This window comes from Kitasatospora sp. GP30, from assembly GCF_029892145.1.
In the GTDB taxonomy this organism is placed as follows: Bacteria; Actinomycetota; Actinomycetes; order Streptomycetales; family Streptomycetaceae; genus Kitasatospora; species Kitasatospora acidiphila.
Window position 1 is genome coordinate 36,511 of record NZ_JARZAH010000002.1, and the last position, 18,798, is coordinate 55,308.

The window sequence follows — 18,798 nt, forward strand, 5'->3', positions numbered from 1 at the left end:
GAACGTTTACTGATTCAACCGTTTGGAGGCTCCGATGGCCCTTGCCGCCGCCCCGCTCACGTCCCGCCCGGTGCTGGCCGACCTGCTGCCCGCCGCCGACAGCCGGCTCGGCGCAGCTCTGCGCGAGCTGGCCCTGGTCGGCGGCGGTGCCGCGCTCACCGGCCTGGCCGCGCAGCTCTCCGTCCCCGTCCCCGGCTCGCCGGTCCCCGTCACCGGGCAGACCTTCGCCGCGCTGCTGGTCGGCACCGCCCTCGGGGCCCGCCGGGGCGCCGCCGCGCTCGCCGTCTACCTGCTGGCCGGCGTGGCGGGCCTGCCGTGGTTCGCCGAGGGCAGCTCGGGCTGGGCGATGCCCTCCTTCGGCTACGTGCTGGGCTTCGTGCTGGCCGCCGCGCTCACCGGCCTGCTGGCCCGCCGCGGCGCCGACCGCGGCCCGCTGCGCACCGCCGGCGTGATGGTGCTCGGCAACCTGGCCATCTACGCGGTCGGCGTGCCCTACCTGGCCGCCTCGCTGCACCTCTCGCCGGCCAGGGCGGCCGACCTGGGCCTGTACCCGTACCTGGTGGGCGACGCGCTGAAGACGGCGGTCGCGATGGGCGCGCTGCCGCTGGCCTGGAAGCTGCTGGGGAAGCGGGCCTGACCTGACGTGGTGCCGGGGGCTTCGGCGGCACCGGGCCCGGGGCGTGCCAGACTCATGGCCATGCGCGTTTACCTGGGTTCCGACCACGCCGGATACGAACTGAAGAACCACCTCGTCGAGTGGCTGACCAAGGCCGGCCACGAGCCGATCGACTGCGGCCCGCACATCTACGACGCCGAGGACGACTACCCGCCGTTCTGCCTGCGGGCCGCCGAGCGCACCGCGGCCGACCCGGAGGCGCTGGGCATCGTGATCGGCGGCTCGGGCAACGGCGAGCAGATCGCCGCCAACAAGGTCAAGGGCGTGCGGGCCGCCCTCGCCTGGAGCGAGCAGACCGCCGCCCTCGGCCGCGAGCACAACAACGCCAATGTGATCAGCATCGGCGGCCGGATGCACACGGTCGAGGAGGCGACCAAGTTCGTCGAGATCTTCCTCGCCACCCCGTACAGCAACGAGCCCCGGCACACCCGCCGGATCGAGATGCTCAACGCCTACGAGGCCACCGGTGAGCTGCCGCCCATCCCGGCCCACCACCCGCAGCAGGGCTGAGGCACCCGGGGCCCTGGCTGTCAGAAGTCGAGTGGCAGCCAGGGCCCGTCAGAAGTTGTGCGGCAGCCAGGGCGCCACCGGCCAGCCGAACGCCGCCGAGGCCTCGGCCAGGGCCCCCGGGCGCAGCTCCCGGACCAGCCCGGCCGCCGCCAGCGCGGCCAGTGAGACGCCGCCCAGGTACGCCGAGCCCAGCTCGCGCACCGGGAGCGCCAGGTCGGCCGGCGCCTCGGTCGGCTCGCAGGCGGCCGGCTTCTCGGGCCCGGCGGCATGCAGGTGCCAGCGCCCGGTGTTCCACGGGCAGAACTCGTCCGCCACCTCCAGCACCAGGTCCACCGGCGCCGCGTAGTGCCGGGAGCGCAGCGCGTCGCCGACCTCCACCAGCCGCACGAAGAGCGCGTCCGACAGCTGCGAGCGCAGCCGCCGCGGGTCGGAGACCAGGTGCAGCAGCGGATCGTCGACCGGCAGGTTGGCCGCCACCACCGTGTCGGTGAGGTCCAGGTCGAGCAGATAGGCCCAGAGCGCCGAGCGCGCCTCGGGGGCGGACGCCAGCACCTCGCGCACCCGCACGTCGCCGGACGGGCCGGCGTGCTCCCAGCTCATCCGGGTCGAGTAGCGGGCGAAGCCGAGCAGGGTGCCGTCCGCGCCGTCCTCGGCCAGCACGCACTGCAGCGGGGTGTGGCCCTCCCGCTCGCCCGGCGGGTCCAGCAGCGGCATCCGCTCCCAGCCGGGGGGCCGGGCCAGCATCCCCGGACGCAGCGGCACCAGCTCGCCGTAGAGCCGCTCGCAGGCCGGTGAGGCCGCCGCCGGGTCGGTCAGCCGCAGGCGGATCCGGTCGTCCTCGGGCCGCTCCACCCGGACCCGGGAGCGTTCCACCGTGACCCCGAGCTTCCAGGTGGCCAGGCCGTAGCCGTAGCGGCCGTAGATGGCCGGCTCGGAGGCGGTCAGCACCGCCAGCGACTCGCCGCGCTCGTGCACCTCGTCCAGCTGATGGCGCATCAGCGCGGTGAGCACCCCGCGCCGCCGGTGGGTGGGCAGCACCCCGACCATGGTCACCCCGGCGGCGGGCAGCAGCGCGCCGCCCGGCACCGCCATCCGGAACGAGTAGGCGCCGGCGCCGCCGACCGGCATGTCGCCGTCCCACACCCCCAGCGAGCGGTCGACCTCGGTCAGCGCCTGCCACAGGCCGCGGCGCTCCGGGCTCTCGTCGGCGCCGAAGGCCACCTCCAGCGCGTCGTACCAGGCGTCCCACTCGGCGGCCTTGAGCGTCCGCAGGGCCAGCGCGTCATGTGCTTCCGTGGAGCGGGCTTCCGAGGACTGTGTCATATGACACAGCTATCACTCGCACACGCGTGCCGCGAGCCCTTCAGGTCATGCGGCGCGCGGGCGCGGGCCCGCAACCCCCGGCGCGCCCGGGACCGTGGGCGCCCCAACTTGCCTCCCAAGGGCGCCTGGTGAGCCTTTGGCGGCCCGGTACGCCCGGCCGAAACCGTGCGCCCCGGCGGCGCTCAGGTGAACGGCCGTCGACGCGACCGGCTCCCGCTGGATAAGGTCGGGGCCCATGGCTGGCAGCACACCGGGCTCCAGGCCCCAGACGAGTGCGAACGGGGCGGCCCCCGCGGACCCCCTGACGGCCCGGTTGCGCAAGCGCCTCTACCGGGCCCGCCGCACCATGCGCCGGACCGGGGTGGACTACTTCCGCGGCGACGGCGCCGACTGGCTGGCCTTCACCGTGCTGCTGCTCCTGGTGCCGCTGCTGGTGACCCTCAACGTCTGGCTGCCGGCCTGGGTGCCGCCCACCGCGCTGGTGCTGCCGATCCTGGCCGGCGCGCTGCTGCTGCGCCCGGTCTCGCTGGTGCTGCTCTACGCCACCGCGGCGCTCGGCCTGTCCACCGAGTCGGTGATCCACACCGGTGAGCGGGCCGCCAGCGACCGCCCGGAGGCCTATGTCTTCGGGGTCACGCCCGGTGCCGCCCTGGTGGTCGGCGCGGTCGGGGTGGCCGGGCTGCTGCTCGCCCAGTTCCGCAGCCGGGTCGGGGTGCCCTGGCGCAGCGGCGGCTCGATGCTCTTCGACCTGCGCGAGCGGCTCAAGGTGCAGAGCAAGGTGCCCGACCTGCCCACCGGTTGGCACGCCGACATGTCGCTGCGCCCGGCCGGTGGCCAGTCCTTCTCCGGCGACTTCGTGGTGGCGGCCCGCACCGGGCCGGGGCGGCGGATGCTGGAAGTCGTGCTGGCCGACGTCTCGGGCAAGGGCATGGACGCCGGCTCCCGGGCGCTGCTGCTCTCCGGGGCCTTCGGCGGGCTGCTCGGCTCGCTGCCGCCGCACGACTTCCTGCCGGCGGCCAACGGCTACCTGCTGCGCCAGGACTGGGAGGAGGGCTTCGCGAGCGCTGTCCACCTGGCCCTGGACCTGGACTCGGGGGAGTACGAGCTGCTCTCGGCCGGCCATCTGCCGGGCATGCAGCGCCTCGCCGGAGCCGGGCGCTGGGAGAGCAAGGAGGCCACCGAGGGTCCGCTGCTGGGCCTCTACGACGGGGCCAAGTTCGAAGGCGTGCGCGGCCGCCTGGGCCCCGGTGACGTGCTGATGCTCTGCACCGACGGGATGGTCGAGGCGCCGGGCCGGGACCTGGCCGAGGGCATGGACCGGCTGATGGGCGAGGCCGACCGGCTGGTGGCCGGTGGCCAGTTGGGGCAGCACAGCGGCGGTGCGGCGGGCCGGCTGATCGAGACGGTGGCCAAGGACATCAACGACGACCGCGCGGTGCTGCTGCTCTGGCGCCGCTGAGGCCCGCCCGCGCCGGGCCCGTTGACGCTCAAGCGGTCGCGCAAGTGAATGTCAATGGCCAGTGGTGATCTTCGGCCAATCTCCCCAGCGGTCGCGAACCGGCGGTGGGTCTACGAACGGCCCGGTTGGGCACCCCCGGCCGACGGACCGTCAGGTTCCGTCGGCTATCGTCTCGGTCGGCGGAAACTCGTCCCACATCGCAGGACTTTTGGCACGCGTCACTGGCAAGTCCTTTACGCAGTCGGCACGGTCGACCACACTGAGTCCGGGCGGGACTGGCCGGAACTCGGGGGCGATCGGGTGTGCTTGGGGCCGACGGGTGCCGCCGCGGGGACCTTCGGGCAGGCCGTGGTCCGTTCCGCCACGACATGTGAGGAAGTGAGTCCGGGTGGCACTCTCCGTCTCTGCGCTGGTCCTGTTCGGCGTGATGATGATCATCTTCATCCGCTCCGGGTCCATCAAGTGGCCGCACGCCATCGTGGCCACGCTCTTCGGCTTCATGCTCAACCAGTCGACCCAGCTGTCGAAGCCGATCCAGGACTTCCTGACCTCGGTCGCCAACACGCTCGGCAAGATGACCAACTGACGCAGCGGCGGGGCGGCCTACTGCCCCGCCCGTCTGGCCTGCCACCAGCGGCTCAGCCGGCCGCGGCGGGCGGTCCGCGCATCGACCTCGGCCCGGACCGGCTCGGCGGTGGCGACGGGCGGCGGCTCGGCCTCGGCGGTCCGCACCGCCGCCAGGGTGTCGCCCTCGGCGGCCAGTAGCACGAACAGCCGCGCCCAGCAGAAGCGTTCGGCGCGCGGCCAGTCCAGTGCGCCCAGCGCCCGGGAGGCGGCGGGGCAGACCGTGCCGTTCACCCTGACCTCGGCCACCTCGTCGCCGTCCCGGCCGCCGAAGAAGAGCTTCACGCCGTTCAGCCGCGGGTCGGTCAGCTCCGCTGCCAGCGCCGGGGCCAGGGCGGGCAGCAGCTCGCGCTCGCCCAGCCAGCCGGTCAACCGCTCGCTCTGGAACCCGAAGACGGTGGCCGGCCCCTGCACCGCGTGCCAGCCGGGCAGTTCGGCGACGCGGCGGTGGTCGCCGTAGCGGCCCCGGTGGTCCAGCAGTTCGACCACGGCGGCCGCGGTGGTGTCGGCCCACATCCGCACCGCGCTGTCCAGCTTCTCGGTCTCGGTGGTGCCCAGCCCCGCCGCGCAGTCCCAGACCACAGGTGCGTCGGCGCTGCCCAGCCGGAGCACGAACCCGAGGTCCACATGGCCGCTGCCGCCGCCCTCCCCGGCGTGCTCGCGGATCGCCACCGCGGTGGTCCCGGGGCCGCGCACCACGGCGCCGTCGATGGCGAACTCCCGGTCGTAGCGGGCCATTTCGCGCACCACACCGCGCTGTATGACCGCCAGCCGCTGCTCGGCGTCCACCGGCCCGCCCTCCCTCACCGCAATCGAACGTCTGTCGAGGCTAGCGGGGTCGAGCCGCCATGTTCCAGTTGTGAAGGCCTGGTGGTCGACGGGCCGGAAACGCCGACGGCCCCGGCTCGCTGGGAGCCGGGGCCGTCGGTGCTGCGAGAGCGGGTGACGAGAATCGAACTCGCGTGACTAGTTTGGAAGACTAGGGCTCTACCATTGAGCTACACCCGCCGGTCCGTGTGGACGGGGAACAGCGTACCCGATCCGGTGGGCTGTCGAATATCTGCGAACCGACGATCGACGCCGTGTACGCTCTCTCTCGCGTGAATGCGGGGTGTGGCGCAGTTTGGTAGCGCGTCCGCTTTGGGAGCGGAAGGCCGTCGGTTCGAATCCGGTCACCCCGACCAGCCAGTTTCGTGGTACCCGGTAGGATGGTTCGCTGGTGGTCCCGGCCCTCGGGCCGACCGCCCAGGGTGACAGAGTCCCCAAGCAGCCCCTAGCCGGGGCCGGGTCGCTCGCCGTCCACCCCGTACGGGAGATGCCGCACCAGGTGGCTCATCACCCGTCTGCCCGGCCCGCGGCCCCGCGAGGGGACTCGGTCCGGACCAGACAAGCCGACCGCAAGCCCCATAGGAGACCTAACCGTGAAGAGCGCCGTCGAGACTCTGAACCCGACCCGGGTTCGACTCACCGTCGAGGTGCCCTTCGAGGAGCTCAAGCCCAGCCTCGACGCGGCGTACAAGAAGATCAACCAGCAGGTCACGGTTCCCGGCTTCCGGAAGGGCAAGATCCCGAACCGGGTCATCGACCAGCGGTTCGGCCGCGCTGCCGTGCTGGAGGAGACCGTCAACGACGCCCTCCCGCGCTTCTACACGCAGGCCGTCGACGACAACAAGGTCGAGGTCCTCGGTCAGCCCGACATCACGGACATCAAGGGCGTCGAGGACCTCGACGCCAACGGCCTGACCTTCACCGCCGAGGTGGACGTCCGTCCGGAGATCACCCTGCCCGACTTCGCCGAGATCTCGGTCGAGGTCGACGCCGTCGCGGTGTCCGACGAGGACATCGAGAAGTCGCTCGAGCAGCTGCGCGAGCGTTTCTCCTCGGTCAAGGACGTCGAGCGCGCCGCCGCCGCCGGTGACATCGTCGTGGTGGACCTGGAGGCCAAGGTCGACGGTGAGGTGCCGGAGGACGGCACCGCCACCGGCGTGAGCTACGAGATCGGCTCCGGCCGCCTGCTGGACGGCATCGACGAGGCCGTCATCGGCCTGTCGGCCGGCGAGGCGAAGACCTTCACCACCGAGCTCAAGGGCGGCTCCCAGGCCGGCAACAGCTCTGAGGTGACCGTCACCGTCACCGCGGTCCAGGAGAAGGAGCTGCCCGAGCTGGACGACGAGTTCGCCCAGCTGGCCAGCGAGTTCGACACCCTGGAGGAGCTGCGCGCCGACTCGGTCAAGCGACTGGGCCGGATGAAGGAGTTCGACCAGGCCACCCAGGCCCAGGAGAAGGTCCTCGACGCCCTGCTGGCGAAGATCGAGATCGAGTTCCCGGAGAAGCTCCTCAAGGACGAGGTCGAGACCCGCAAGCACAACCTGGAGCACCACCAGCTGCAGCCGATGGGCCAGACGCTGGAGAGCTACCTCGCCGCTCAGGGCAAGACCGTCGAGGAGTTCGACGCGGACACCGAGGAGCAGGCCAAGAAGGGCATCAAGACCCAGTTCGTGCTGGACGAGATCGTGGCCAAGGAGGAGGTGGGCGTCGACCAGCAGGAGCTCACCGAGCACCTGATCCGCCGCGCCGCCGGCTCCGGCCTGACCCCGGACCAGTTCGCCCAGCAGATCGTCTCCAACCAGCAGGTCCCGCTGCTGGTCGGCGAGGTCGCCCGGGGCAAGGCGCTGGCCCTGGTGGTCGAGGCCGCCACGGTGACCGACAGCAACGGTGAGGTCGTCAACTTCGACGAGGATGACGAGGCGGCCGAGGACACTGCTGCCGAGGCCACCACCGAGGCCGCCGCCGAGGAGAGCACCGAGTCGACCGAGGCCTGAGCCTGGTCGCCACGCGACGCCTGAACGGGCCCGGACGCTGCACGCGTCCGGGCCCGTTCCCGTACCACGGCACCTGCGCTGACAGCGAACAGTTCTGTGTGAGGGATTCCCGGGCTCCGGCTGAGCGTTAGGGTCGACGAAAGCAAGCTAAACCGACTGAGCAGGTGGCTAAGTGACGTTCCCGCAGATTCAGATGCCTGGCCTGATGACGCCGCGCGCGGCCGGTGGTGACGTGCTCGGCGGCCTGGGCGACCAGGTCTACAACCGGCTGCTCGGCGAGCGCATCATCTTCCTCGGCCAGCAGGTCGACGACGACATCGCCAACAAGATCACCGCCCAGCTCCTCCTCCTGGCCGCCGAGCCGGAGAAGGACATCTACCTGTACATCAACTCCCCGGGCGGCTCGATCACGGCCGGCATGGCGATCTACGACACCATGCAGTACATCAAGAACGACGTGGTCACCATCGCCATGGGCATGGCCGCCTCGATGGGCCAGTTCCTGCTGACCGCGGGCACCCCGGGCAAGCGCTTCGCGCTGCCGAACGCCGAGATCCTGATGCACCAGCCGTCGGCGGGCCTGGGCGGCTCCGCGACCGACATCCGGATCCAGGCGGAGCAGCTGCTCCGGATGAAGCGCCGGATGTCCGAGCTGATCGCGCACCACAGCGGTCAGACCTTCGACCAGATCACCAAGGACTCCGACCGCGACCGCTGGTTCACCGCCGAAGAGGCGAAGGCCTACGGTCTGATCGACGACATCATGCACAGCGCCGCGGATGTTCCCGGCGGCGGCGGCACCGGCGCCTGACCGCCCTGGCCGAGCACCCCACCACGTCGGAAACGCATCCGGAGGACCAACCCGCCATGACCTTCCCCAACACTCCCGCCGGCGAGTACCTCGGCGCTCGTGCCGAGGGCCGGTACATCGTTCCGCGCTTCGTCGAGCGCACCTCGCAGGGCATCCGCGAGTACGACCCGTACGCCAAGCTGTTCGAGGAGCGCATCATCTTCCTCGGCTCGCAGGTGGACGACGTCTCGGCCAACGACATCATGGCCCAGCTGCTCTGCCTGGAGTCGATGGACCCGGATCGCGAGATCCAGATGTACATCAACTCGCCCGGCGGCTCCTTCACCGCGCTGACCGCGATCTACGACACCATGCAGTACGTCAAGCCGGACATCCAGACCGTCTGCATGGGCCAGGCCGCCTCGGCCGCCGCCGTGCTGCTGGCGGCCGGCACCCCCGGCAAGCGGCTCGCGCTGCCGAACGCCCGGATCCTGATCCACCAGCCGTACACCGAGACCGGCCGCGGCCAGGTCTCCGACCTGGAGATCCAGGCCAAGGAGATCTTCCGGATGCGCGAGCAGCTGGAGGAGATGCTCTCCAAGCACTCCAACCAGCCGATCGAGAAGGTCCGCGACGACATCGAGCGCGACAAGATCCTCACGGCCGAGGAGGCCCTGGAGTACGGCCTGATCGACCAGATCGTCTCCACCCGCAAGGCCTCGCTCGGCGACTGAGCCGAGTGGCACCACCCGAGTTCCACCCGGGCGGGGCGTACCAGCCGGTACGCCCCGCCTGCCGGGCTCCGGCCCCGACACGACGGCATCTGTTCGGTATCAATTCGCCGAGGGCGTAGGGCAGAGCAGTCGAAGACGGCCGATTCCGTGAGTTGGCAGAGTACCGTCGGATACCGAGACCTGAGCGCCCCGGCTGGGGGTGGCCGTCGGGTCCACAGCACCAGGCCCCGGAACCCCCGCGGGGCCCCTGGCGAAGGGGAAGCACCTCGTGGCACGCATCGGAGACGGTGGCGACCTGCTCAAGTGCTCGTTCTGCGGCAAGTCGCAGAAGCAGGTGAAGAAGCTGATCGCCGGCCCAGGCGTGTACATCTGCGACGAATGCATCGATCTCTGCAACGAGATCATCGAGGAGGAGCTCGCCGAGTCCTCCGAGGTGCGTTTCGAGGAGCTCCCGAAGCCGCGCGAGATCTACGAGTTCCTCGACCAGTACGTGGTCGGCCAGGACCTCGCCAAGAAGGCCCTCTCGGTGGCCGTCTACAACCACTACAAGCGGGTGCAGGCCGGCGAGGCCGGGCGCAGCGGTGGCAACCGCGACGACGCCATCGAGCTCGCCAAGTCCAACATCCTGCTGCTCGGCCCGACCGGCTCCGGCAAGACGCTGCTGGCGCAGACCCTGGCCCGGATGCTGAACGTGCCGTTCGCGATCGCCGACGCCACCGCGCTGACCGAGGCCGGGTACGTCGGCGAGGACGTCGAGAACATCCTGCTGAAGCTGATCCAGGCGGCCGACTACGACGTCAAGAAGGCCGAGACCGGGATCATCTACATCGACGAGATCGACAAGGTGGCCCGCAAGAGCGAGAATCCGTCGATCACCCGGGACGTCTCCGGCGAGGGCGTCCAGCAGGCGCTGCTGAAGATCCTGGAGGGCACCACCGCCTCGGTGCCGCCGCAGGGCGGGCGCAAGCACCCGCACCAGGAGTTCATCCAGATCGACACCACCAATGTGCTCTTCATCGTCGGCGGTGCGTTCGCCGGTCTGGAGCGGATCATCGAGGGCCGCTCGGGTGCCAAGGGCATCGGCTTCGGCGCCACCATCCGGTCCAAGCGGGAGAGCGACGCCAGCGACCACTTCCGCCAGGTGATGCCGGAGGACTTGGTCAAGTTCGGCATGATCCCGGAGTTCGTCGGCCGCCTCCCCGTGATCACCAGCGTGCACAACCTGGACCGCGAGGCGCTGCTGCAGATCCTCACCGAGCCGAAGAACGCGCTGGTCAAGCAGTACCGCAAGCTCTTCGAGCTGGACGGCGTGGAGCTGGAGTTCAGCCGGGACGCGCTGGAGGCGATCGCCGACCAGGCGATCCTGCGCGGCACCGGCGCGCGCGGCCTGCGGGCGATCATGGAGGAGGTGCTGATGTCGGTGATGTACGAGGTGCCGTCGCGTCAGGACGTCGCCCGGGTCGTCGTCACCGGTGACGTCGTCTCCAAGCACGCCATCCCGACCCTGGTGCCGCGCGACATGATCAAGCGCGAGCGGCGCGACAAGAGCGCCTGACGCTCCGTCGGTCGCCGGATGCGAAAGGGGCCCCGCGGATCCGCGGGGCCCCTTCGTGCTGCTCGGGCTACTTCGGCACCTCGGCGACCGCGCGGAACGCGCGCAGGTCGGAGGCGGCCTTGTCGAGCGTCGGCGGGCCGCTCTTGAGGGTGGTCTGCTGCATCGCCACCAGCGAGCTGTTGTCCACCCAGATGCAGACCGCGTCGGTCTCCTTGGAGCTGGTGGTGAGGTCCTCACAGCTCATCCTGCCGCCCTTGGGGCCGGGGTCGGGGTGGGTGCGCGGGCCGGTCGTGCCGCCCTTGCCGATGGCAGCCAGCTCGAAGCTGCTCCAGAAGCTGGTCTCCTCGGCGCTCGGTGAGGAGATCTTGCCGTAGCCGCCGTAGACCACCACGGCGCGGTCCGAGAGGAGCTTGTTGTAGACGGTGGCGACCTCGCCGTCCAGGTTCTGGTTCGACTGGCCGCTGGTGAAGGCGTCCTTCAGCTTCTGGGCCAGCGGGTTGCCGTCCTCCTTGGTCAGGCCCTGGAACGACTGCGGCAGCACCACCTTCTGGGTGCCCTCCTTGGCGGCCTTGTCGGCCACCGCCGACATCAGCACCGCCGACGCCACGCCGATGGCGACGACCACGGCGGCCAGGGTGATGGCGAGGCCCTTGCGGCTCTTCTTGGGCGCCGGCGCCGGCGGGAGGTAGCCGCCCGCGGCGGGCCAGCCGGTGGCCGGCTGGGGCTGCGGCTGGGGCGGCACCGGACCGTAGGCCGGGGGCTGGCCGTAGCCGCCCGGCTGCTGGTACGCCGGCGGCTGCCCGAACCCGCCGGACTGCCCGTAGTTTGGGGCGGGGTGGCCGTAGCCGCCCTGGCCGTAGCCGGAGGCGGGCGGTGGCGGCGCACCGAACGGGTTCTGCTCGGACATCGGCGTTCCCTCCCAGAAATCACTCGCCGGTGCGGTCCGCCCGCCGGGCTGATCCGGCGACCCGGATCCCCGGTCGAGGCACGGCACGCTACCGTACGGCACCGACGTGCTCGGGGGCCCGCGCGGTTCCGTAAACTGTGTGTCGTGACCGACATGACGAACCAGCGCCCCGCCGACCACCCGTCCGGGGACAACGCAGCCACCCTTCCGACGACCTACGCCCCCGGCGAGGTAGAGGGCGAGCTGTACGAGCGCTGGGTAGCCCGCGGTTACTTCGAGGCCGACGCCAAGAGCGACAAGCCCCCGTACACCATCGTCATCCCGCCGCCGAACGTCACCGGTGCCCTGCACCTGGGCCACGCCTTCCAGCACACCCTGATGGACGCCCTGACCCGCCGTAAGCGGATGCAGGGTTACGAGGCGCTCTGGCTGCCGGGCATGGACCACGCCGGCATCGCCACCCAGAACAAGGTGGAGCAGCAGCTCGCCGAGTCCGGCCTGTCCCGGCACGACCTGGGCCGCGAGGCCTTCGTCGAGAAGGTCTGGGAGTGGAAGGAGAACTACGGCGGCAAGATCCTCGGCCAGATGCGCCGCCTCGGCGACGGCGTGGACTGGAGCCGGGAGCGCTTCACCATGGACGAGGGCCTGTCCAAGGCCGTCCAGACCATCTTCAAGAAGCTCTTCGACGACGGCCTGATCTACCGTGCCGAGCGCATCATCAACTGGTGCCCGCGCTGCCTGACCGCGCTCTCCGACATCGAGGTGGAGCACGAGGACAGCCCCGGCGAGCTGGTCTCGATCCGCTACGGCGACATCGAGGGGGCGGAGCGAAGCGACTCGGAAGAGGGTGGCGGTGGGCGACGGGGGGGCGACTCCATCGTGGTCGCCACCACCCGGGCCGAGACGATGCTGGGCGACACCGCGGTCGCCGTCCACCCGGACGACGAGCGCTACCAGCACCTGATCGGCCGCACCATCAAGCTGCCGCTGACGGACCGTGAGATCCCGGTGGTCGCCGACACCCACGTCGACCCGGAGTTCGGCACCGGCGCCGTCAAGGTGACCCCGGCGCACGACCCCAACGACTTCGCCATCGGCCAGCGCCACGACCTGCCCAGCCTGACCGTGATGGACGAGCACGGCGCGATCACCGTGCACGGCCCGTTCCTCGGCCTGGACCGGTTGGAGGCCCGCTCGGCCGTGGTCGGCGCGCTGCGCGAGCAGGGCCGGATCGTCGCCGAGAAGCGCCCCTACATGCACGCGGTGGGCCACTGCTCGCGCTGCCACACCGTCGTCGAGCCGCGCCTGTCGCTGCAGTGGTGGGTCAAGGTCGAGCCGCTGGCCCAGGCGGCCGGCGACGCGGTCCGGGACGGCCGGGTGCAGATCCACCCGAAGGAGCTGGAGCGCCGCTACTTCGACTGGGTCGACAACATGTACGACTGGTGCATCTCCCGCCAGCTCTGGTGGGGCCACCGGATCCCGGTCTTCTACGGCCCGAACGGCGAGGTCGTCTGCGTCGGACCGGACGACGCGGCGCCCACCGGCGAGGGCTGGACCCAGGACCCGGACGTCCTGGACACCTGGTTCTCCAGCGGCCTGTGGCCGTTCTCCACCCTCGGCTGGCCCGAGCAGACCCCGGACCTGGAGAAGTTCTACGCCACCGACGTGCTGCTCACCGGCCACGACATCATCTTCTTCTGGGTCGCCCGGATGATGATGTTCGGCCTGTACGCGATGGACGGCGAGGCGCCGTTCCACACCGTGGCGCTGACCGGTCTGGTCCGCGACGAGTTCGGCAAGAAGATGTCCAAGTCCAACCCGAACGCGGTCGACCCGCTGGACTGGATGGACGCCTACGGTGCCGACGCGGTCCGGTTCACCCTGGCCAGCGGTGCCAACCCGGGCGCCGACGTGCCGATCGGCGAGGACTGGGTCAAGGGCTCGCGCAACTTCTGCAACAAGATCTGGAACGCCACCCGGTTCGCGCTGATGAACGGCGCCACCCTCGAGGGACCGCTGCCGGCCCCCGAGGAGATGACCGCGGCCGACCGCTGGATCCTGTCCCGCCTCAACGAGACCGTGGCCCAGGTCGACGCGCTCTACGACGACTACCAGTTCGCCAAGCTCTCCGACGCGCTGTTCCACTTCGCCTGGGACGAGGTCTTCGACTGGTACCTCGAGCTCTCCAAGACCACCCTGGCCAAGGGCGGCCCGCAGGCCGACGCGGCCCGCCGGGTGCTCGGCGAGGTGCTGGACGTGATGCTGCGGCTGCTGCACCCGGTGGTGCCGTTCGTCACCGACGCCCTCTGGACGGCGCTGACCGGCGCCGAGTCGGTGGTGGTCGCCGCCTGGCCGAAGGACAGCGGCTACCGCGACCAGGAGGCTTCGGCCGAGATCGCCACCGTGCAGCAGGTGGTCACCGAGGTCCGCCGCTTCCGCTCCGACCAGGGCCTGAAGCCGGGCCAGAAGGTCCCGGCCGCCCTGGATCTGACGGGCACCCGGCTGGCCGCCCACGAGGAGGCGATCCGCTCGCTGCTGCGCCTCACCGAGCCGGCCGAGGGCTTCGCGCCGACCGCCTCGCTGGTGGTGGCCGGTGCCACGGTTTCGCTGGACCTGTCCGGCACCATCGACGTGGCCGCCGAGCGCAAGCGCCTCGCGAAGGACCTCGCGGCCGCCCAGAAGGAGCTGGCCCAGACCAGCGGCAAGCTCGGCAACGAGGGCTTCCTGGCCAAGGCTCCGGAGGACGTGGTGGTGAAGATCCGGGCCCGGCAGACCGCCGCCGAGGTGGACATCACCCGGATCACCGCGCAGCTCGCCGCGCTGCCCGAGGCCTGACCGGCCCCGATCGCGCGTCCCGAGGCCGCACCCGCTCCGGCGGGTGCGGCCTCGGCCGTTTCCGGAGGCTTCTCAGACCGATTAGCAGCCGAATTCCACCGACCGCCAGAAAATGATCGGATTCGCATTCTCGGGGAACAACACTCGGCCATGTTTCGGTGTTCTTGGAAGGTTCGCCGTATACGGTGAGCTGCAGTTGCGATCGGCGGTGACCGCGCTCAATGGCGGTCCCGATCAACGGCGGCGACGGGAAGACAAGGCATGACGCGAACGCAGACAATGGCCGGCGAACTCCCCGCTCAGCGGGTCGAGGAGGCCAGGGGCCGGGCCGCGACCCTGCTGCTGGCCTTCCGGCACGGCAACCAGCTCGCCTTCGACCAGGAACTGGACGAGCTGCTCGCCGAGGAGGACGAGCGCGCGGTGGTCACCCTGCTCACCTGGATCGCCGCCGAGGCGGTGCGCAAGGCCTATGCCCCCGAGGTCGGCGACCGGGTGCTGCGCGGGCTGGCCCGCCGGGCGCCGCAGGGTGAGGTCGGGGTCGCGGTGGACGAGGAGTCGGTGGACGCGGCCCGGCTGATCGAGGCGGTGCGCGGGGGCGACGCGGCCGTCGTGCGTGCGCTGGTGGCCGGCACCGCCGACACCACGTTCCTGCTCGGCGGCCTGCTGCAAGGCGTGGCGATGATGCTGCCGCTGGTGCCCGAGGCCGAGGTCGACGCCGTGGTGGACGAGCTGAGGGCGCGTCACGCCGCGGTCCCGGTCGGAGTCTGAGCCGCAGGCTTTGCCGATTCTTTGCCCATGTGTGGCCGGAGCTTGGGGGAGGGGTCCGGGTGCCGCCGCCCCGGCGCGTCGCGGCGCCGGGCGCACTCCGTAGACTGGGCCGCGTGAGCAGCAGCGCGGAGCCGAACCCGTACACCATCCGCCCCGAGGGCGCGGACCCCGCCGAGCCGGTGACCGGTCTGCGGGAGATCGAGATCGAGCTGGCCAAGCGCTGGCCTGAGAACAAGATCGAGCCCAGTCTGGACCGGATCCGGGCGCTGATGGACATTTTGGGTGAGCCCCAGCGTGCCTATCCGACCATCCACATCACCGGGACCAACGGCAAGACCTCCACCGCCCGGATGATCGAGCAGCTGCTGAACACCTTCGAGCTGCGCACCGGTCGGTACACCAGCCCGCACGTGGAGTCCGTGACCGAGCGGATCAGCCTGGACGGGCGGCCGATCAGCGAGGACAAGTTCGCCGAGACCTACCGGGACATCGAGCCCTACATCCGGATGGTCGACGAGCAGCAGCCGGTCGCGCTCTCCTTCTTCGAGGTGCTCACCGGCATGGCCTACGCCGCGTTCGCCGACGCCCCGGTCGACGTGGCCGTGATCGAGGTCGGCATGGGCGGCAGCTGGGATGCCACCAATGTGATCGACGCGGCGGTCTCGGTGATCACCCCGATCTCGCTGGACCACACCGACAAGCTCGGCAGCACCACCGGTGAGATCGCCGTGGAGAAGTCCGGGATCATCAAGCCCGGCGCCCTCGCCGTGGTCTCCCAGCAGCCGCTGGACGCAGCCCAGACGATCCTCAAGCGGGCCGTCGAGGTGGACGCCACGGTGGCCCGCGAGGGCATGGAGTTCGGCGTGCTGCACCGCGAGGTCGCGGTCGGCGGGCAGCTGCTGACGCTGCGCGGCCTGGGCGGCGCCGAGTACGAGGACATCTTCATCCCGCTGCACGGCGAGCACCAGGCGCACAACGCGGCCCTGGCGCTGGCCGCCGTGGAGGGCTTCTTCGGCGTCGGTGCGGCCCGCCAGGGCCGGTTGGACATCGACAAGGTCCGCCAGGCCTTCACCGGGGTCTCCTCGCCCGGCCGCCTGGAGGTGGTGCGGCGCAGCCCCACCATCCTGCTGGACGCCGCCCACAACCCCGAGGGCGCCCGGGTCACCGCGGCCGCGGTCAGCGAGGCCTTCGGCTTCACCCGGCTGATCGGCGTGATCGGCACCAGCGGCGACAAGGACGTGACCGGCGTGCTGGAGGCCTTCGAGCCGATCCTGGCCGAGGTGGTGGTCACCCAGAACTCCACCCACCGGGCGATGGCCGTGGACAGCCTGGCCGCCCAGGCGGTCGAGGTGTTCGGTGAGGACCGGGTGGTCGTCGAGCCGCGGTTGGACGACGCGATCGACGCCGCCGTGACGCTCGCCGAGGAGGAAGGCGACCTGGGCGGGGCCGGAGTCCTGGTCACCGGGTCTGTGATCACGGTGGGCGAGGCCCGCCTGCTGCTCGGGAAGAAGTGAGATGCGCACCCTCTGCTCCTCCACGCTGATCGGCGAGGTCTTCGTGATCCTCTTCGCGGCCTGTGTCGCGATGCGGATGACGGACGTCTCCACCGGGCTGATCTGGACCGTCAGCGGCATCGCCATGCTGCTCTGCGTGCTGCTCTGCGGGGTGATCACCCGGCCGGGCGCGGTGGCGATCGGCTGGGCGCTGCAGCTGGCCCTGATCGCCGGCGGGCTGCTGCTCCCCACCATGTACGGGCTGGGCGTGATCTTCGCCGGACTGTGGTGGTGCTCGGTGCACTACGGGCGCAAGATCGACGCCATCAAGGAACAGCGCAGCCAGGCGGCCCGGGCGGCCGCCACCGCCGACGCCTGAGTGTTCGCTCACGCAAGGTAGCCTCTGGGCGGCAGTACCCGGGTGGTACCCGCCCCCGATTTCTCGTTCCCCCGATCCTCACTGGAGCCGCACCGTGTCCCAGCGCACCCTCGTCCTGCTCAAGCCCGACGCCGTCCGCCGCGGCCTGGCCGGCGAGATCATCAGCCGGATCGAGCGCAAGGCCGGCTGGCAGCTGACCGCGATGGAGCTGCGCACCTTCGACCGGGCCACCCTGGAGGTCCACTACGCGGAGCACGTCGGCCGCCCGTTCTACGAGCCGCTGCTGGAGTTCATGACCTCCGGCCCGTCGATCGCGCTGATCGTCGAGGGCGAGAACGTGATCCCCGGCATCCGCGGCCTGGCCGGAGCCACCGACCCGCTGCAGGCCGGCCCCGGCACCATCCGCGGCGACTACGCGACCATCACCCGCGAGAACCTGATCCACGCGTCCGACTCGCCCGAGTCGGCCGAGCGCGAGATCAAGATTTTCTTCCCCGCGCACGCCTGAGCCTTTCGCAGCGCGGATGGCCCCTCGGGCTTTCCGCTGACGGCCCGTCAGAATGGCTGAGCCGGATCGAGTCAGGGCGACCCGGCTCAGCCAACAGTGGGATTCCGATCGTCATATATGGAACTGGATGTCCCGACACGGCGTCCCAATGCCGTGAGAAGCGGTTCGGCAACGGAGAATGGACACCATGCCCACCCCGCCGACGAGTTCGCCGGGCCTGGCTACGATGGAGGCGACTCGCGGTCCACGTGTCCGCCGGCGCACCTCACGCCGTTCGCCGCTGTCCGCGTGAGGCACAATCCCCTGCCCAAGACGTTTACTTCGGGAAGGCGTTCCATACCCCATGGCCAACAACCTGTCGTTCATCGGCCGTGATCTGGCGATCGACCTCGGCACTGCCAACACGCTGGTGTACGTCAGGGGCAAGGGCATCGTCCTGAACGAGCCGTCAGTCGTGGCGGTCAACACCAACACCGGTGGCATCCTCGCGGTCGGCTCCGAGGCCAAGAAGATGATCGGGCGCACGCCCGGCAACATCATCGCCATCCGCCCTCTCAAGGACGGCGTGATCGCCGACTTCGAGATCACCCAGCGGATGCTGCGCTACTTCATCCAGAAGATCCACCGCCGTCGCTACCTGGCCCGCCCGCGCGTGGTGGTCTGCGTGCCCAGCGGCATCACCGGCGTCGAGCGCCGGGCCGTGGTCGAGGCCAGCCACCTGGCCGGCGCCCGCCAGGTGCACATCATCGAGGAACCGATGGCCGCCGCCATCGGCGCCGGCCTGCCGGTCCACGAGGCCACCGGCAACATGGTGGTCGACATCGGCGGCGGCACCACCGAGGTCGCCGTGATCTCCCTCGGCGGCATCGTCACCGCCCAGTCCATCCGGGTGGCCGGCGACGAGCTGGACAACGCCATCGTCCAGCACATCAAGAAGGAGTACTCGCTGCTGCTCGGCGAGCGCAGCGCCGAGCAGATCAAGATGAGCATCGGCTCGGCCCACGGCGGCGAGGACGAGAAGGACGAGCACGCCGAGATCCGCGGCCGCGACCTGGTCAGCGGACTCCCGAAGACCGTGGTGATCTCCGCCGCCGAGGTCCGCGCGGCGATCGACGAGCCGGTCAACTCGATCATCGACGCCGTGAAGACCACCCTCGACCAGTGCCCTCCGGAGCTGGCGGGCGACGTGATGGACCGCGGCGTGGTGCTCACCGGCGGCGGCGCCCTGCTGCGCGGCCTGGACGAGCGGCTGCGCCGCGAGACCGGCATGCCGATCCACATCGCCGAGAACCCGCTGGACTCGGTGGTGCTCGGCTCCGGCCGCTGCGTCGAGGAGTTCGAGGCGCTGCAGCAGGTACTGGACGCCCAGCCGCGTCGTTAAGACCACGAACGAAGCACCTACTCAAGAAGAGGGG

General features: G+C 70.8%; 17 protein-coding genes and 2 tRNA genes. 15 read left to right on the top strand and 4 right to left on the bottom strand.

Features of this window, described 5'->3' with window-relative positions:
- The first annotated feature begins 34 nt into the window (after positions 1–34).
- Positions 35–637 carry a biotin transporter BioY gene (locus tag P3T35_RS03410; RefSeq protein ID WP_101380311.1) on the top strand — a complete coding sequence of 201 codons (603 nt, stop codon included), beginning with the start codon at positions 35–37 and terminating at the stop codon, positions 635–637.
- 60 nt (positions 638–697) lie between these two features.
- Positions 698–1,186: a ribose-5-phosphate isomerase gene (locus P3T35_RS03415; protein WP_101385000.1), complete on the top strand. Its 489-nt coding sequence runs from the start codon at positions 698–700 to the stop codon at positions 1,184–1,186.
- A gap of 48 nt (positions 1,187–1,234) precedes the next feature.
- Here P3T35_RS03415 and P3T35_RS03420 read toward each other — a convergent pair whose 3' ends face one another.
- The gene (locus P3T35_RS03420) at positions 1,235–2,509 is read right to left on the bottom strand and encodes a GNAT family N-acetyltransferase (protein WP_101380310.1); all 1,275 of its coding nucleotides are present in this window, start codon (positions 2,507–2,509) and stop codon (positions 1,235–1,237) included.
- 235 nt (positions 2,510–2,744) lie between these two features.
- Here P3T35_RS03420 and P3T35_RS03425 point away from each other — a divergent pair, with 235 nt between their 5' ends.
- Together P3T35_RS03425 and P3T35_RS03430 are read left to right on the top strand one after the other, a co-directional pair.
- The gene (locus P3T35_RS03425; RefSeq protein WP_101380309.1) at positions 2,745–3,968 is read left to right on the top strand and encodes a PP2C family protein-serine/threonine phosphatase; all 1,224 of its coding nucleotides are present in this window, start codon (positions 2,745–2,747) and stop codon (positions 3,966–3,968) included.
- 388 nt (positions 3,969–4,356) lie between these two features.
- Entirely contained in the window at positions 4,357–4,554 is a 198-nt protein-coding gene (locus tag P3T35_RS03430) for a hypothetical protein (RefSeq protein WP_101380308.1), read from the top strand.
- A gap of 17 nt (positions 4,555–4,571) precedes the next feature.
- Here P3T35_RS03430 and P3T35_RS03435 read toward each other — a convergent pair whose 3' ends face one another.
- Positions 4,572–5,381: a DUF6348 family protein gene (locus P3T35_RS03435; RefSeq protein ID WP_101380307.1), complete on the bottom strand. Its 810-nt coding sequence runs from the start codon at positions 5,379–5,381 to the stop codon at positions 4,572–4,574.
- 148 nt (positions 5,382–5,529) lie between these two features.
- Positions 5,530–5,600: transfer RNA gene (locus P3T35_RS03440), tRNA-Gly, on the bottom strand.
- 99 nt (positions 5,601–5,699) lie between these two features.
- Between P3T35_RS03440 and P3T35_RS03445 the strand changes: the two genes are divergently transcribed.
- From P3T35_RS03445 to clpX, 5 genes are all read left to right on the top strand, one after another.
- Positions 5,700–5,776: transfer RNA gene (locus tag P3T35_RS03445), tRNA-Pro, on the top strand.
- Between the two features lie 237 nt (positions 5,777–6,013).
- Positions 6,014–7,414, top strand: a complete 1,401-nt coding sequence (tig, locus tag P3T35_RS03450) for a trigger factor (protein ID WP_101380306.1) — start codon at positions 6,014–6,016, stop codon at positions 7,412–7,414.
- A gap of 193 nt (positions 7,415–7,607) precedes the next feature.
- Positions 7,608–8,225, top strand: coding sequence for an ATP-dependent Clp protease proteolytic subunit (locus P3T35_RS03455; RefSeq protein ID WP_280704447.1), 618 nt, complete (start codon positions 7,608–7,610; stop codon positions 8,223–8,225).
- A 56-nt stretch (positions 8,226–8,281) separates the two neighbouring features.
- Complete coding sequence (locus P3T35_RS03460; protein WP_101380305.1) at positions 8,282–8,938, top strand: ATP-dependent Clp protease proteolytic subunit; 657 nt, start codon at positions 8,282–8,284, stop codon at positions 8,936–8,938.
- Positions 8,939–9,206: 268 nt separating this feature from the next.
- Positions 9,207–10,493, top strand: a complete 1,287-nt coding sequence (gene clpX, locus P3T35_RS03465; RefSeq protein ID WP_101380304.1) for an ATP-dependent Clp protease ATP-binding subunit ClpX — start codon at positions 9,207–9,209, stop codon at positions 10,491–10,493.
- A 67-nt stretch (positions 10,494–10,560) separates the two neighbouring features.
- Here clpX and P3T35_RS03470 read toward each other — a convergent pair whose 3' ends face one another.
- Positions 10,561–11,400 (bottom strand): hypothetical protein, encoded by an 840-nt coding sequence (locus tag P3T35_RS03470; protein ID WP_101380303.1) that lies wholly within the window; start codon positions 11,398–11,400, stop codon positions 10,561–10,563.
- A 153-nt stretch (positions 11,401–11,553) separates the two neighbouring features.
- On the opposite strand from P3T35_RS03470, the gene P3T35_RS03475 reads away from it, so the two are divergent.
- The 6 genes from P3T35_RS03475 (at position 11,554) to P3T35_RS03500 (ending at position 18,764) form a co-directional block, all read left to right on the top strand.
- The gene (locus P3T35_RS03475) at positions 11,554–14,235 is read left to right on the top strand and encodes a valine--tRNA ligase (RefSeq protein WP_101380302.1); all 2,682 of its coding nucleotides are present in this window, start codon (positions 11,554–11,556) and stop codon (positions 14,233–14,235) included.
- A gap of 261 nt (positions 14,236–14,496) precedes the next feature.
- A complete protein-coding gene (locus P3T35_RS03480) occupies positions 14,497–15,003 on the top strand; it encodes a hypothetical protein (RefSeq protein ID WP_143676797.1) in 507 nt (168 codons plus the stop codon).
- 146 nt (positions 15,004–15,149) lie between these two features.
- A complete protein-coding gene (locus P3T35_RS03485) occupies positions 15,150–16,517 on the top strand; it encodes a folylpolyglutamate synthase/dihydrofolate synthase family protein (RefSeq protein ID WP_280704451.1) in 1,368 nt (455 codons plus the stop codon).
- A 1-nt stretch (position 16,518) separates the two neighbouring features.
- A complete protein-coding gene (locus P3T35_RS03490) occupies positions 16,519–16,875 on the top strand; it encodes a DUF4233 domain-containing protein (protein WP_101380299.1) in 357 nt (118 codons plus the stop codon).
- A 94-nt stretch (positions 16,876–16,969) separates the two neighbouring features.
- Positions 16,970–17,383, top strand: a complete 414-nt coding sequence (ndk, locus tag P3T35_RS03495) for a nucleoside-diphosphate kinase (RefSeq protein ID WP_101380298.1) — start codon at positions 16,970–16,972, stop codon at positions 17,381–17,383.
- Positions 17,384–17,738: 355 nt separating this feature from the next.
- On the top strand, positions 17,739–18,764 hold the full coding sequence (locus P3T35_RS03500; RefSeq protein WP_101384998.1) for a rod shape-determining protein: 1,026 nt from the start codon (positions 17,739–17,741) through the stop codon (positions 18,762–18,764).
- The last annotated feature ends 34 nt before the right edge of the window (positions 18,765–18,798 follow it).

Coding starts and splice junctions, on each gene's coding strand:
- P3T35_RS03410 (WP_101380311.1), top strand. CDS start 35: ATGGCCCTTGCCGCCGCCCCGCTCACGTCCCGCCCGGTGCTGGCCGAC.
- P3T35_RS03460 (WP_101380305.1), top strand. CDS start 8,282: ATGACCTTCCCCAACACTCCCGCCGGCGAGTACCTCGGCGCTCGTGCC.
- P3T35_RS03425 (WP_101380309.1), top strand. CDS start 2,745: ATGGCTGGCAGCACACCGGGCTCCAGGCCCCAGACGAGTGCGAACGGG.
- P3T35_RS03420 (WP_101380310.1), bottom strand. CDS start 2,509: ATGACACAGTCCTCGGAAGCCCGCTCCACGGAAGCACATGACGCGCTG.
- P3T35_RS03480 (WP_143676797.1), top strand. CDS start 14,497: ATGACGCGAACGCAGACAATGGCCGGCGAACTCCCCGCTCAGCGGGTC.
- P3T35_RS03470 (WP_101380303.1), bottom strand. CDS start 11,400: ATGTCCGAGCAGAACCCGTTCGGTGCGCCGCCACCGCCCGCCTCCGGC.
- P3T35_RS03455 (WP_280704447.1), top strand. CDS start 7,608: ATGCCTGGCCTGATGACGCCGCGCGCGGCCGGTGGTGACGTGCTCGGC.
- P3T35_RS03475 (WP_101380302.1), top strand. CDS start 11,554: ATGACGAACCAGCGCCCCGCCGACCACCCGTCCGGGGACAACGCAGCC.
- P3T35_RS03490 (WP_101380299.1), top strand. CDS start 16,519: ATGCGCACCCTCTGCTCCTCCACGCTGATCGGCGAGGTCTTCGTGATC.
- P3T35_RS03415 (WP_101385000.1), top strand. CDS start 698: ATGCGCGTTTACCTGGGTTCCGACCACGCCGGATACGAACTGAAGAAC.